Raw genomic sequence first — 15,705 nt, 5'->3', positions numbered from 1 at the left:
ACGGGATGAATAAGGGGAATGTTTCAGATATATACGGATTAACGACGATGCAGGAAGGGATGCTCTACCACAGCCTGAAAAGCGCCAGCACCAGCATGTATCTAGAGCAGTTTTCCTGCCTGCTGAACGGGCGGCTGCAGCCCGGGTACTTCTGGCAGGCCTGGCAAAGCGTGATTGACGGCAACCCGGCACTGCGTACCGCCTTTATGTGGGAAGGACTGAAGAAGCCGGTGCAGGTGGTGCTGAAGGAGTGCGGCTGCCGGTACATCCAGTATGACTGGCGGCATCTGCCGCCGGAGGAACGGGAGCGGTCCTACCGGAGCTTTCTGGAGAATGACCGGGAGCTGGGCTTTGAGCTCGGGGAAGCGCCGCTCATGCGGTTTGCCCTGATTCAGCTTACAGACAGCAGCAGTTATTTCGTCTGGAGCTTTCACCATCTGGTGATGGACGGCTGGTCGCTGCCGCTCGTGCTGGGCCAAATGCTGGAGCATTACAAGAGCCTGCGGGAGGGCCGGACCCCGGCTCTTGACCATCGCAACTCCTTCAAAGCCTATATTCAATGGGTGCAGAAGCAGGATGCCCAAGCTACGCTTGCGTATTGGAGGCAGCAGCTGGAGGGCTTCGAAGAGATGCTCCAGCTGACCGGGGAGCCCAACGGCGAGCTGCGCGGAGAGAACCGGAAGCAATCGCTGCGGCTTAGTACCGCACTGTATACCGATATCGAAGCGGCAGCCAAGCGGCATGGCCTGACCTCCTACCAGATTTACAATGCAGCCTATGCGCTGCTGCTTGGCAAATATAGCGGAACCGATGATGTGGTCTACGGTACCACGGTATCGGGCAGACCCATGGACCTTCCGGGAATTGAGCAGGCGGTGGGGTTGTTCATCAATACCGTCCCTGTGCGCGTCCGGCTGGAGCGCGGGCTTACGGTACTGGACGTCCTGGAACAACTGAGTCAAGCCCAGGCCGCCCGCAGCCGCCATGAATATATCTCGCTGGCCGAGATCGGCAGCGCGGTCAATCTCCCGCAGTTGTTCCAGAGTATTTTTGTATACGAGAACTATGCCAATGCGGAAGCCTATAAAACAATCGCAGAGTTCAGCATCACGGATCTGGAGCTGCGGGAAGAGATCAATTACCCGCTCGCCTGGGTCGTTAAGCCGGACGACGGCATATGCGTAGAGACCGTGTATGACTCGGCCTGCTTCAGCGACGAGCTCATCGGGCAGTTCCAGCAGAGCTATGTGCAGGTGCTGCAGGATATGATTCATAAGATGCAGGAGCCCGTCCATGCCGTAACGCTGACCGGAGAGGAGGCGGCTGCTTACAGGACGTCTGCCGTAGTGGTCAATCTCCGCCAGGAGCCGTGCTCTGGCTTAGATCCGGCGGATTTCGCCGGCGTCCGGATTGCCGACAAGGAGGGGCATGCCCTTCCGGACGGTTTTTACGGCCGGGTTATGCAAGCGGGCGCGGACGGACCGCAGGACACTGGTTATACCGGACGCTTCTGCCCGGACGGCACGCTGCAAATCAATGAGACGCTGAGCACAGTCATGAAGATTGGCGGCGTCCGCCGTGACCTTGCCACGCTGGAGCGGAAGCTGCTGGCGGAAGGACTGGCGGACGATGTGAAGCTGGTCCACCGCTGCAATCTGGAGGGTGAATCCAAGCTGGTGGTGTATTATGCAGAGCCGGTGGCTGAGGGGCTGGGAGATGTGCAGTCCGATTACGAGGCGCGTACCGGTGCGGTGAGACAGGCTCTGCTGAACCTGCTTGCGGTGCAGCTGGGTATCAGCGCAGACACCTGTGCTGCGCTGACCGATTTCGTCCATGTGTCGGCCATCCCCTACTACGCCAGCGGTGAGGTCAAGCTCGGTGAGCTGCTGAAGCTGGAGGTGATCAACGGCAATCTGCTCGGGCGGTGGAGCAGCATGCTGAGCGGAGAGACGGGGGGCGGCACAGCGGCTGCAGCGGCAGGGACTTCAACGGGCCCGTTCTTCCGTCGGGCCGTTAAGCCGCACCGGGACAAAGTGCATATCTCGGAGCTTGTAGAACAGTACTCCTTTATCGGCAAGGGCAGCGGCCAGGCCAAGGACGGGCTGGGGAACGCTGTGGATGCCCAGCCGGAGAGGGGCGGTACGGCGGCGCTGTCGCTCATTTCGGGCGAAGAGCTGTCAATCCCTGAAGATACCGTCTTTGATCTGGGCTACTACATTAAGCGGGCAGCGGAGCGCGCACCGGAGGAACAAGGCATCCGCTTTATCGGGTATGACGGGAGCATTACGTTCGCGGGTTACCGCCAGATTTACGAAGAGGCCCGGGCGATCCTTGCCGGGCTGGCCTTGCACGGGCTGAAGCCCGGCGACAAGGTCATCTATCAGATGGATGACAACCGGAACTATGTCACCGTCTTCTGGGCCTGTATGCTGGGCGGACTTATCGGTGTTCCCGTCACCGTAGCGTCTTCCTACCGCGAGGACAATGCGGCTGTCCGCAAGCTGTACAATGCCTGGAAGATGCTTGACCGACCTGTTATCGTAACCGATGCCGTGCTGGCATCCGGCGTACGCGGCGTACCCGCCGTACTGGGCGAAGGCGATGAACTGGACGTGTATACTGCAGAAGCGCTGCGCAGCAGTCCGGCATGGGAGCCGGGAACTGCAGCCTATGAAGTGAAGCCGGACGACCTGGCGCTGCTGCTGCTGACTTCTGGCAGCACAGGCATGCCCAAGGCGGTGATGCAGTCGCACCGCAACCTGATCTGCCGGACGATCGCCGGGGTCAGCGGCAACGGCTTCGGCCCGGAAGAAGTCACCTTCAACTGGATGCCGATGGATCATGTGGGCGGCACGGTCATGTGCAATGTCCGGGACGTTTATCTGCACTGCAATGAGATTCTTGCGCCGGTCAATTACATTCTCGAAGCGCCGCTGCGCTGGCTGAGCATCATGAGCGATTACAAGGTGACCAACACCTGGGCGCCGAACTTCGCTTATAACCTGATCAACAGCCACGAACACGAACTGAAGACGCTGGAGCTCGACCTCTCCCGGCTGCGCGTCATCACCAACGGCGGTGAAGTGGTTGTGGCCAGAACCGCGCTGAAATTCATCGATTTAATGCAGCCTTACGGCCTGGACAAAGCGGCGATGAAGCCCTGCTTCGGGATGTCGGAGACCTGCTCGGGCATCATTTATTCGCGCGATTTTGCAGATGGAATAGTACAGCCGGAGGACACCCGGGTGTCCGTCGGATATCCGCTGGGCGGACATATGGTCCGGGTCGTGGACGCACAGGACGAGCTGCTGCCGCTATATACGGAAGGGCGCTTCCAGATTAAGGGGCTGGCCGTAACTCCGGGCTATTATAATAATCCGAAAGCCAATGCCGAGGCATTTACGCGTGACGGCTGGTTCGACACGGGGGATCTTGGAATGATCTCGGACCGTGGCCTAACGATCACCGGCAGAGCCAAGGATATCATCATCATCAACGGGGTCAATTACAACAACTCCGATATTGAAGCGGTGCTGGAGGAAATCGACGGCGTGGAGGTTTCCTATACGGCCGCAGTGACCGTGAAGCCGGCGGGAGCGGGGGCGGAACAGCTGGCCGTCTTCTTTCACCCGTCCTCGATGGATGGCCCGCAGCTGCGGAACGTGATGAAGGAGATGCAGCGGAGCATTACGGCCAAGATCGGCGTAGTCATTGAATACCTGGTGCCGCTCCCCAAAAAGGATATTCCCAAAACCGCCATCGGCAAAATCCAGCGCATCCTGCTCCGCGATTCGCTGCTGGACGGCAAATATGACGCCGTATTGCGCCAGGTTGAACTGCTGAGAGATATCAACACCGTGAAGCCCTGGACCTTCGGCCGGGTCTGGCAGCCGCTCGGCTTCCGGCAGGAACCGCAGGACTTGTCTGCGGCTGCGTTCCTGGTGTTCGCCGACGATGCGGGGCTGGCGGCTGCGTTCGCCGGTCTGCTCGGACCGGATGCGGCAGGCCGGCTGGTTACGGTAAGCCGCGGCGACAGCTTTACAGTGGCCGGCCCGGGTCATATCGTATGCGACTATTCGAATGGCGGGGGCTGCGGCGAGCTGTTTGCCCATCTGGCCGGAATCGGCTGGAGAGCCAGCCACATCGTATATCTGGCAGGTTATGAGCCGGCAGCTTCCGGGCGTATGGGGCTCACCGAGAGCAGCCGCCTCGGCGTATATGGCCTGTTGCCGCTGGTTCAAACGCTCGCGGACCATGGCTTATGCGCCTCGACGAGCCTGACCGTCGGTGCCGCAAATGTGTATCAGGGGGTAAGCGGCCGGGAGCCGCATGCGGATCAGGCTTCCCTGATCGGATTTATAGCGGCGCTGCAAATGGAGAACACGGGACTTAGCAGTGCGCTGGTCGATCTGGAAGGCAGCGACAGTCTGCTGGACGCAAGCTGCCTGCTGGATGAAATCCGCCATGAGGGTAACGGCGGCCGGGAGATCAGCTACCGGAACGGCAGACGGCTGGCAGGGATGCTGAAGCATCTGCCGCTGCAGCCGGGTGATCCGAATGTGCAGCTGAAGCGGGGCGGACGCTACGTCGTTACAGGCGGGCTGGGCGGCATCGGCACGGTCCTCTGCCGAAAGCTCATCGCCGATTACGCGGCAGAGCTGCTGATTGTCGGCCGCAGCGGGCTGGAGCTTCTCGGCGAGGACGACGCCAGAGTGCGGAATTACCGCAGCCTTGCCGGTTCGGGGGCAGCGGTAAGCTATGCCCGGGCCGATGTCTGCGATCTGGCCGCGCTGCAGGCGGCCATCACGGATTATGAGCAGCGGGCAGGCGGCGCCATCGACGGGGTCCTGCACCTGGCCGGCAACTCCAGCTACCAGCGGCATCTGGATCACCGCGACGCTTACTGGATTACTGCCGGAGACCGTGAAGCCTTCGCGGAGGAGTTCGATGCGAAGGTGTACGGGACGCAGAATCTGTTCCGTGTGATTCAGGAGAGGAAGGGCGCGGTCATGATCGCTTTTTCATCGGTGACCTCCTTTCTGGGCAGTGCCACCTTCAGCGCTTATTCTGCCGCGAACAGCTTCCTGGAGATGTTCTGCCAGCATGCGGCCGAAGTGCAGGGCTATCCGGTGAAGTGTATTTCATGGACGATGTGGGACAACATCGGCATGACGGCGGGCAATCTGCAGTCGATCAACATCCTTAGTGAATCCATCGGCCAGCATGTGATCGGCGAGCAGGACGGTCTGCTGCTGTTCGAAGCGGCTATCCGGATGAAGGGGGCGCTAATCTACGCCGGCATCGACGAGCATAACCGGCAGATGAAGCGGCGGATCGCCGAGAAGACATACGGGATGGACATGCTCGCCGTATCGCTGGACGAAACGCAGGGCGGCGGCCTCCGCCTGGAGAATGCCCGGTTAATTGACGATTACGGCGCACTCAGCACGGTGCGGGTCTTCACGGGCGATTCGGGCTTTGGAGCTATGGATGGCGGGGAAGAGAGCGGTTATTCCGCGGCGGCAACCGGTACCGAAGTGACCATCCACGAGATCTGGTCCGAGGTGCTCGGCCTCCGGCGGATCGGCATGGCCGACAACTTCTTCGAGCTCGGCGGACATTCCCTGCGGGCCACACAGGTAGTCTCCCGGATCAAAAAAGCCTATGAGGTTCCGTTCGCCATCAATGACCTGTTCTATTATCCGACCATCGGCGAATTGGCGGCCGTCATTGACGGGCGCATGGCGGAACTGAACCAGACCGAAGGCGGCGGCAGCATTGCGGTGCTTAGCGAGGAAGAGAAGCGGCGGGGCATTCCGGTGTCCTACGCCCAGCAGCGGCTGTGGTTCCTCCGGCAATATGATGAGGACAGCGCTTTTTACAACATTCTGGAGGCCGTCAGACTGGAAGGCGCACTGAAGGTGGACTGCCTGCGGCAGGCGGTAACCGAGATTGTCAAGCGGCACGACGGGCTGCGGACCACCTTCGCCAATGTGGAGGGGCAGGTGCTGCAAATTCTGCATGAGGCCCGCGAGGTTGAGGTGCCGCTGCAGGACCTGACGGCGGTTCAGCCGGAGAACCGGGAAGCGGTACTTAAGGAGCTGGCGGATGCGGAGGTGGCCCGGGCGTTTGATTTCGAGCACGGACCGCTGCTCCGCTGCCGGCTGCTGAAATTTGCCGAGGATGAGCATATCATCTTCCTGACGATGCACCATATTGTCTCCGACGGCTGGTCTATGGGCGTATTCGTCGAGGAATTTGTCACGCTGTACGAAGCGCTGGCAGAGCAGAAGCCGCTTCGTCTGCCGCGGGTGGAATGGCAATACGCCGATTATGCCGCCTGGCAGCGGGGCTGGTTCACCGGGGAGGTCAAGCAGCGGCAGTTCGACTATTGGAAAAATAAGCTGCAGGACATAGCGACGCTGGATATTCCGGCCGACTATGACCGGCCGAAGGTGCAGACCTATAACGGGCGCAAGGAATTCTTCACCTACAGTCCGGAGCTGATGCGCAGCGTCGGCCATCTGGCGGAGAGTACGGGGGCAACGCCGTTCATGATTTATCTGGCCGCCGTTAATGTGCTCTTGTCACGGTATACCGGACAGGAAGATATCGCGATTGGTACGCCGATCGCCAACCGGACCCGGAAGGAAACGGAGCATACCATCGGATTCTTCGTCAATACACTGGTGCTGCGTAGCGACCTCTCCGGTGAGCTGTCCTTCCTGGAGCTGGTTGAGCGGGTCAAAGCGACGGCGCTGGAGTCCTATGACGCCCAGGATATGCCGTTCGAGATGCTGGTTGACGAGCTGAATCTTGAACGCGATCTCAGCCGCAACCCGCTGTTCCAGGTGATGTTCGCCCTGCAGAATGAGGAGCTGCCGGATTTCCGGCTGCCGGGCCTGAACATCTCCCGGATCGAGACGGATAACCGTTCGGCGATGTTCGATTTCTGGATCTCCATGCGTGAGCTGGAGGACGGGGTCTACGCGCTCTGCGAATACAACACGGATATCTATAAGCGGGAGACCGTGGTGCGGATGATGCGCCACCTGGAGAATATTCTGGTCAGCCTGTGCGGCGATCCTTCGCAGGACGTTAAGCGGTTCAATTACATGGACAAGGAAGAGATTCAGGAAGTGGTTTACGGGATGAATGCAACGGAGGAGCGCTTTGCTTCCGGTTTGTTCATTCATGAGAGCTTTGAAGCGCAGGCGGATTTGCGGCCGGATGCCCCGGCGGTAAGCTTCGAAGGCATGACCCTGACCTACCGGGAACTCAATGAGCGGGTTAACCGGATCGCCCATTATTTGCTGGCCCAAGGCATCGGACGGGAGGACTTCGTCGGTGTCTACGCCGAGCGGTCGATCGAAATGGTCGCGGCCATCTACGGCATCCTGAAGGCGGGAGCCGCCTATGTGCCGATTGACCCGACCTACCCGCAGGAGCGGATCGATTATGTTCTCGAAGATTCGGAGGTCAAGCTGGTGCTGGTCTGCGCCGGAGAGGCGTCTTTCCCTGAGGGAATAACGGCGGTCGATCTGAGGGACTACCCTCTGTTCGAAGCATACAGCACCGCAAACCCGGGGGTTCAGGTGGCGGAGCAGGATGCGGCTTATATGATCTACACCTCCGGCTCGACCGGCAAGCCCAAAGGGACCGTCAATGTCCACAGCGGCATCCGCAACCGGATTCTCTGGGGCCAGAGGCAGTTCGGAATGCAGCCGGGAGACCGGCAGCTGCAGAAGACGCCTTTCTCCTTCGATGTCTCCTGCAGCGAAATCTTCTGGGCGCCGACCGCAGGTGCTTGCCTGGTGATCGCAAGACCGGAGGGGCATAAGGATGTCGATTACCTCATCGAGGTGATCCGGGATGAGCGGATTACGTTCTGCCATTTTGTCCCGTCGATTCTGAAGCTGTTCCTCGATCATCCGGGTGTGGGCCAGGCGGCCACCAGCCTGAAGAAGGTGTTCTGCAGCGGCGAGGCGCTGCCTTACCGGCTTAAGGAGCAGTTCTTCGCCACGCTGCATGCGGAGATGCACAACCTGTACGGTCCGACCGAAGCGTCCGTCGAAGTATCGCATTATGATTGCAGCGAAGCGCTGGACAAGGAAATCGTGCCGATTGGCAGACCGATTGCCAATGTGCAGCTGTATGTGCTGGACCGGTTTATGAATCCTGTCCCGTACAATGTGGGCGGGGAGCTGTATATTGCCGGTGTTAATTTGGCCCGCGGCTACTACAAGCGGGAGGAGCTGAGCGCAGAGCGGTTCATTCCAAATCCATTCAGCAAGTACGCGAGCGCCCGGATGTACAAGACCGGGGATATCGTCAAACTGCTGCCGGACGGCAATATCCATTTTATCGGGCGGGCCGACAACCAGGTCAAGATCAGGGGTCTGCGCGTTGAGCTGGGCGAGATCGAGAAGGTGATCCAGAGCCATCCTTCCGTTAAGGACAATGTGGTGCTGGCCCGGGAGAGCGGCGGCGATGTGCGGATTGTATCCTACATCGTCCGCGACGAGGAGTATCAGGTGCAGGCTGCAGAGGAAGGCGGCCGGGAACAGGTCGACCGCTGGGAAACAGTCTTCGACCACGCCTATAACCATGATGCTGCGCTTCAGGATTTCAGCCTGAATACGGTCAGCTGGAACAGCAGCTATACCGGGGAGAACATTCCGCTTGCGGAGATGGAGGAATGGCTGGCCGATTCCGTGGATGTGATCCGCGGGCTAAAGCCGCGCAAGGTGCTGGAGATTGGCGTCGGCACCGGGATGATTCTGTTCAAGATCGCACCGCTGTGCGATGAATACGTGGGCGTAGATTTATCCCGGGTGGGGCTCGACTATATTGAAAACCATCTGGACGGCACGATGAAGGTGCGGCTCTACCAGAAGGCGGCGGATGGTCTGGGCGAATTGCTTGAAGAGCGCTTCGATACGATCATTCTCAACTCGGTCATCCAGTATTTCCCGAACGGGGATTATCTGGACCGCGTTATTCATACGCTGCTCGGCATACTGAGTCCGGGCGGGCATCTGTTTATCGGGGACGTGCGTTCCCTGGCCCTGCTGCATAGCTACCATACCTCGGTAGAGCTTTACAAAGCGCCTGGAGACCTTACGGTACCGGAGCTGCAGGAGCGAATCCGCGCAGCTGTCGCCGATGAGAACGAGCTGCTGGTGGACTCCAAATATTTCTTGAGTCTCAAGGAGACGGAGACCCGGGTGGGCCATGTCGCGGTCCTGCCCAAGATGACCCGTTACGGCAATGAAATGAGTAAATTCCGCTATCAGGTCGTTATCGGCACAGGTGAAGCACAAATGCTGGCTAACCTCGTCAGGCTGGACGGGCGGGAGCTTGATACCAGCCGCGGACTGTCTGGCATTCTGGCCGGTTGCAGCGATGAGGTCATCCTCATCGACCATCTTCCGCTCGGGCGGCTAGTGTATGAGAACAACGCGGAGGCCTTGCTGGCAGCGGAAGCAGCCGGAAGCAGCACTGTCAATGAATTGAAGGCCCGGCTGGAGGCAGATCCTGCAGTGAATATCCAGCTTGACGGCGGCCGGCCGGCGGAGTTATTTCAGGACATCCACGGTCAAGACGGGGAATATGCTGTGCTTCCGCGCTGGAACGGGCATTCGGCGAACGGAGATTACCAGCTGCTCCTGCTGCGTAAAGACAAGCTCCCTGCGGAAGGCTCCAATTATCAGTTCGAGGTGCCGCATACGCTGCGGTTCAGCGGGGACAAGAGCATTTATTTCACCAATCCGCTGGAATGGAAAAATAACCTGGAGTACGTTCCGCTCCTCCGGGAGCATGTCCGGCAATCGCTGCAGGAGTATATGATTCCTTCCCACTTCATGGTGCTGGAGCAGATGCCCCTGCTGCCAAGCGGCAAGCTGAACCTCAAAGCGCTGCCGGAGCCGGAGAACACCCGGCGGAATGTGCTGACGGAATATGCCGATGCCGCCAGCGACACGGAGAAACGGGTCAAGCAAATCTGGGAAGCGGTACTCGGTGCCGGCAATATCGGCGTCAACGACAACTTCTTCGATATCGGCGGCCATTCGCTGCTGGTGCTGCAGGTGTATTACCAGATCAAGGAGGCCTTCGGCACGAGCCTCACCGTAGTGGATATGTTCAAATACCCGACGATCCGCAGCCTGTGCGAGGTGCTGGAGCAAGCTTCCGGCAGCTTCGCCGAAGTGGCTGCGGTCAGCGAGCAGGCGCAAAGCGGGAAGGAAGCGATGCGCGAGAAACGCAGACGTCTTAAGGAGCTTATGAAATAAAAGACCCGGTAAGGAGCTGTACGATGGAGAATACGAAGGAGAAGATCAAGGCCTTATCCAGAGAACAGCTGCTGGAGCTGATGGCGAGGTCCAAAGGACAGAAGCAGAGCCCGGCCATCGGGCGTGCCGACCGTTCGGCGGGCAGCTTCAGCCAATCCTACTCCCAGCAGCGGCAGTGGTTCATGGAACAATTAATGAACGGCGGCGTGTTTAATGTACCGCAATCTTATCTGTTAAAAGGCAAGGTGCGGATCGACCTGCTGGAGGAAGCGCTCAACAAGCTGGTGGAAAAGCATGAAAGTCTGCGCACGGTATTCAATACTGTCGACTACATTCCTTCACAGATCATCAAGCCCTACGAGCGCTTTCGGATCGAACACATCGATCTGCAGGCATACGGGAGCGGGGAGCAGCAGGAGAAGCTCCGCGAGATCAACCGCGAGATCGCCAGACGGCCGTTTGATTTAACGGTCGGGCCTTTGTGGCGGTTCCAGGTGATCCGGCTGGCGGAGGAGGAAGTGGTGCTGACCCTGTCGCTGCATCACATTATCTGCGACGGCTGGTCGTTCGGCGTCATTATGCAGGAGCTGGCCGAAGGCTACAGCGGATTGCTGTCGGGGCAGGCGGATGTCCGTCCGCTCCCTGTGCAGTACGCCGATTATTCCGAATGGCAGCGCCAACGGATCGAAAGCGGCGAGCTGGACGATCAACTGAACTATTGGCTCGGCAAATTACAGGACGGCCCCGCCTGCATCGCCCTGCCCTATGACTACAGACGCGGGGATGTGCAGACCTACCGGGGACGGACAGAATATTTCACCGTTGACCGGGAGACAGCCGGGAGGATTCATGAGCTTGCCCTGGGGCATAAGAGCTCCGTCTACCACCTGATGCTGTCTGCGCTGTCTCTGCTGCTGCACGCTTACAGCCTGGATGAAACCATCTGCATCGGCACGCCCGTGGCGGGGCGGAGCCGGGTGGAGCTGGAGAAGCTGATCGGCCTGTTCATCAATACAGTTGTGATCCGCAGCCGGCTGGAGCCGGAGCTCAGCTTTACAGCGCTGCTTGAAGAGGTGAAAGGCAATTGTATCGAGGCCTTTAACCATGCTGAAATTCCGTTCGAGCAAGTGGTGACCGGACTTCAGCTGCAGCGGCAGATGCGGCATTCCCCGCTCTTCCAGGTGCTGTACGTGCAGACGGAGGAATCCATGCTGAATGTAACGATTCCCGGCATTAATGCCGAAGTCATTCCGGTCACGGCGGAGACGGCGCAGTTCGACCTCTCGCTGTATGCCACTGTACTGCGGGAAGGCATCTCTGCCGGGTTCGAGTACAATACCGACCTGTTCAGCCGGGAGACTATCCTCCGGATGATTGAGGATTTCCAAGTGCTGCTGAAGGCCGCTACTGCGGACCCGGACCGGAGCATTGCCGAGCTGGCGGGCTTGCTGGGCCGCAAGAAGCTCGCGCTGACCATCGTCTCTTCCTTCGAATCGGAGCCGGTTGCCGAGGCGCTGGAGTATTGGCTGGACCGGCTTGCCGTCCCGGCAAAGCTGCAATTCGCACCGTACAGCCAGGTGTTTCAGCAGCTGATTGACGCCTCAAGCCTGCTGTCCGGCCAGCACGGCGGCATCGGTGTGGTGCTGCTGCGCCTGGAGGATTGGATTCAGGGAATGGACTTCCCGAAGGAACGCCTGGAGGCTGTTCTCGCCGAGAATACCGCCAGGTTCATCCAAAGTTTGCTCGGCCATGTGAACCGGCACCGGTCTCCGCTGCTGCTGGTGTTATGTCCGGCTTCGGAACGGATTCTCGGCCAGCCGGGGCTGTCCGCGCAAATCGCGCAGCTGGAAGCGCAAATTACGGGCAAGGCTGCAGGAAACCGGTACATTACAGTGCTGCAGGGCCAAGAGATTGCCTGGAAATACGGCCTAACGGAATATAACGACGGATTAGGGGATGAGGAAGGGCATGTTCCCTATCTGCGGGAATATTTTACGGCGCTCGGCACGGAGCTGGCCCGAATAATGCTGGAGCTGAGCCTGCAGGCTCCGTCCCGGCGATGAAGGAGGTACGGGTGAAATGAAACTGAAGGAAATTGTTGCAGGTGTGCTGAAGCTTCCGGCCGGAGATATCGACGGCCAAGCCTCGCCGCAGAATGTTCCGGGATGGACAAGCCTGAAGCAGGTGGAGCTCATAACAACCATCGAGGAAGCGTACCAGGTCAAGTTCACCATGAAAGAAATGAAGAGCCTGAAGAGCTACGCCGCCTTCGAGAACGTGCTCCGCGGCAAGGGAATAGGAGATGAGGCCTTTTGAGTAAGGCTATGGCGGAGACGCTGCCGTTTGCCGGACTAAGCGATGAAGACCTGGAAGCCATGCTGATGATCCGCGAGTTTGAAATGACGGTGCTGGAGCTGTTCTCAGAGGGATTGATCAAAGGAACCGCTCATACATGCATCGGCCAGGAATATATTCCGGTTGCCCTGAACGCGTTCATCGGGGAGGAGGATTATGTCATCAGCAACCACCGGGGCCACGGGCATTACCTGGCCCGTTATAACGATGCCGAAGGGCTGCTGGCGGAGGTCACGGGCCGGCGCGGTGCCGTCTGCGGCGGCATCGGCGGCAGCCAGCATATCCGGCGGGGGAGGTTCCTGTCCACCGGAATCCAGGCGGAGGGCATCGCGGTAGGTGCCGGCATCGCCTGGAGCTACAAGTACCGCAAGCAGGAGCAGGCGGTGTTCGTGTACATCGGCGAAGGGACCTTTGGCCGGGGCTGCGTGTACGAAAGCCTCAATTTCGCAGGGCTGTGGGGGCTGCCGATGGTCATCGTGGTTGAGAATAACGGCATTGCTTTATCCACCCCGCAGAGCGGCGGCATGTCAGGGAGCATAGAAGGCCGCGTACATGGCTTCGGTATCGATTACCTGCGGCTGGAGAGCCGGGACCCGGGAGTCATCCGCCTGCAGGTTCAGGAGCGGATGGCGCGGGTCCGCCAAGAACACAAGCCGCTGGTGCTGGAGTTTATCACCGACCGGGTGGCTTCCCACAGCAAGAGTGACGACACCCGCAGCGAAGAAGAGCTCCGGGCGGTACAGCAGCGCTACTGGTACAACCGGATGAAGGCAAGCGGCGGCAACAGGTTTATGGAGCTGGAGCAGACGGTCCGGAACCGTATGCAAGTTCTCCGGCAGGACGTAATGGGCAGAGAGGAGGCGGAATGGCGCAATGTCTGAGAAGGAACGGATTAACGACAACCTGCGCGGCGCCATCCGCCGTCTGATGGCCGAGGATGACTCGGTGATTGTGCTCGGCGAGGATGTACATGAGCCATACGGCGGCGCATTCAAGATAACGAAAGGGCTGTCCGCCGAGTATCCGGAGCGGGTGCTGGCCACGCCGATCAGTGAGGAGGGCTTCGTTAATATGGCCGCCGGTATGGCGCTGATGGGCCTGAAGCCGGTCGTGGATATGATGTTTTCCGATTTTACCGCGCTGGCGTTCGATCCCTTGCTCAATTTCGCTTCCAAGTCGGTCACCATGTACGGCAGCCGGCTGGAGCTCCCGATGATCGTCAGATGCGCCAACGGAGGCTACCGGGGTTACGGGGCGACGCACAGCCAGAGCATGCAGAAATATTTCATGGGCATTCCCAATCTGAGTGTCTATGAGCTGTCCCCGTTCCACGACAATTATGCTGTACTGCGGCGGATGCTGGAGGAGAAGCAGCCGTGCATGCTGTTCGAGGAAAAGATGATTTACTCCCATTACATGTTCCGGGGAGGTACCGTTAATGAGCTGTTCAGCTTTACGCTGACGGGGGAGGAGGACAACTGGGCGGTCGCTTCCATCGAGGAGACAGGGGCTGCCGATGTGCTGATCCTCTGTCCGGGAGGTCTGGCTGCCATGTGTGTGGCCGCCGCCGAGCAGCTGATTCTCGAAGACGAGATCGAGGTTAAGATTGCCGTTCCTTCCAAGCTGTACCCCTGCCGGATCGAGGACATTCTCGGGGAGGCCGTGCAGGCGGGCAGGATTCTGATCGTAGAGGAAGGAACCGGCGGCGGCAGTTGGGGCGAAGTCGTGGCCGTTCAGTTGTATCCGCATCTGATGAGCCGGCCCGGAAGTCAAATTCGGCTTCTCCATTCTGCGGACAGCATCATCCCGGCAGCGGTTCATCATGAACAGCGGGTGCTGGTCAGCGGGCAGGACATCATGGAGAGCGTACGGCAATTAATGAAGCCGCAGCCCGTGCGGTGAAGGGGGAATGGGTGTGTTCGAGATCGTTGTACCGCAATTGAACGCCAATGACGAGGAGTGCACGGTTCAAGCCTGGCACACAACGGAGGAAGCCGCCGTTCAGGCGGGAGAGCTGCTGGCTACCCTGGAGACCTCCAAGGCAGTGATTGATGTAGAGGCAGAGAGCGACGGGTATTTCTATCCGCTGGCCAAGGCGCAGAGTGAAGTGAAGACCGGCGAGACGCTGGCCCTGATCTTCGCCACTGTGGAGGAGCTGCGCGCTTATCAAGAAGCGGCGGCCGCCCAGGCAGCCGTTCCGGCATCCTTCGAGCAGTACACGCTGTCCAACCAGGCCAGGGCGTTTGCCGAACTGCATCAATTTACGGCGGAGGAGCTCTCTTCCCTGAACAAAAAGGTAATCAAGCTCAGCGACCTGGAAGGCTTGCTGGCAGGGCGGGAGACGGCGGAGCCGGAGCATATGCCGTTGTCCAAGAACCAGAAGCAGGTAGCCCGGACGGTTACCGCTTCGTACCAGAGTATCCCGCGCGCGTTCCTGCTGATGAAGGTGTACTGTGACGGGGCACTGGCCGCCATGCGCGAGCTTGGGGCGCGGCTGGATGAGTTCGTGGGCTTCGGTGAGGTGCTGCCGGGCATGCTGTCAGAGCTGCGGGACGAGTTCCCGCTTCTGTATGGCAGCCTGCGGGATGAAGAGACCTTCCTTCCTGCAGCCGAGGTCAATGTCGGCGTCACGCTGGATGCCGGAACAGGATTATATATTCCGGTGATCCGGCAGGCGGATCTGTCCAGTATTGAGCGTGTAACCGAGGTGATGGCGGAATACAAGTACAAGGCGCTGCGCGGCAGCTTTGAAGGAAGTGATTTGACGGGCGGCTGCATCACGGTGAGCCTGAATACGAACCCGGATGTGATAAGCGTGCTGCCGATCATACTGCCGGGCCAGACGGGCATGATTTCCGTGGGCGGCGTGACGAAGGAACTGGCGCTGCAGGACGGGGAGATCGTCGAGAGAAGCTGCGTACATCTGGGATTGGCTTACGACCACCGGGTAATCAACGGCTTTTATGCCGTAGGATTCCTGACGCGGCTGAAGGAGCGGCTGGAGCGTTTTACTACCGCTAGTCCGGTCCCGGGGATTGCCTGATTGCGGAAGAAGGAG

Annotated in this window: 6 protein-coding genes; all 6 read left to right on the top strand. The window is 59.4% G+C overall.

Features of this window, described 5'->3' with window-relative positions; all coding sequences use genetic code 11:
• The first annotated feature begins 5 nt into the window (after window positions 1-5).
• The 6 genes from F1381_RS00295 to F1381_RS00270 are packed head-to-tail and all read left to right on the top strand — an operon-like array spanning window position 6 to window position 15,690.
• On the top strand, window positions 6-10,292 hold the full coding sequence (locus tag F1381_RS00295; protein WP_151732838.1) for a non-ribosomal peptide synthetase: 10,287 nt from the start codon (window positions 6-8) through the stop codon (window positions 10,290-10,292).
• 23 nt (window positions 10,293-10,315) lie between these two features.
• A complete protein-coding gene (locus F1381_RS00290) occupies window positions 10,316-12,355 on the top strand; it encodes a condensation domain-containing protein (RefSeq protein WP_151732837.1) in 2,040 nt (679 codons plus the stop codon).
• A gap of 16 nt (window positions 12,356-12,371) precedes the next feature.
• Window positions 12,372-12,608 (top strand): acyl carrier protein, encoded by a 237-nt coding sequence (locus F1381_RS00285; protein WP_151732836.1) that lies wholly within the window; start codon window positions 12,372-12,374, stop codon window positions 12,606-12,608.
• Complete coding sequence (locus F1381_RS00280; protein WP_151732835.1) at window positions 12,605-13,528, top strand: thiamine pyrophosphate-dependent dehydrogenase E1 component subunit alpha; 924 nt, start codon at window positions 12,605-12,607, stop codon at window positions 13,526-13,528. The genes F1381_RS00285 and F1381_RS00280 overlap by 4 nt, the downstream gene beginning before the upstream one ends.
• On the top strand, window positions 13,521-14,549 hold the full coding sequence (locus F1381_RS00275) for an alpha-ketoacid dehydrogenase subunit beta (RefSeq protein ID WP_151732834.1): 1,029 nt from the start codon (window positions 13,521-13,523) through the stop codon (window positions 14,547-14,549). The genes F1381_RS00280 and F1381_RS00275 overlap by 8 nt, the downstream gene beginning before the upstream one ends.
• A gap of 13 nt (window positions 14,550-14,562) precedes the next feature.
• Window positions 14,563-15,690 carry a 2-oxo acid dehydrogenase subunit E2 gene (locus F1381_RS00270; protein WP_187355118.1) on the top strand — a complete coding sequence of 376 codons (1,128 nt, stop codon included), beginning with the start codon at window positions 14,563-14,565 and terminating at the stop codon, window positions 15,688-15,690.
• The last annotated feature ends 15 nt before the right edge of the window (window positions 15,691-15,705 follow it).

It is taken from the genome of Paenibacillus tengchongensis (assembly GCF_008973665.1).
GTDB lineage: Bacteria > Bacillota > Bacilli > Paenibacillales > Paenibacillaceae > Paenibacillus_AQ > Paenibacillus_AQ tengchongensis.
The sequence above is the reverse complement of the archived record's forward strand: the minus strand, read 5'-3'. Positions and strand labels throughout refer to the sequence as shown.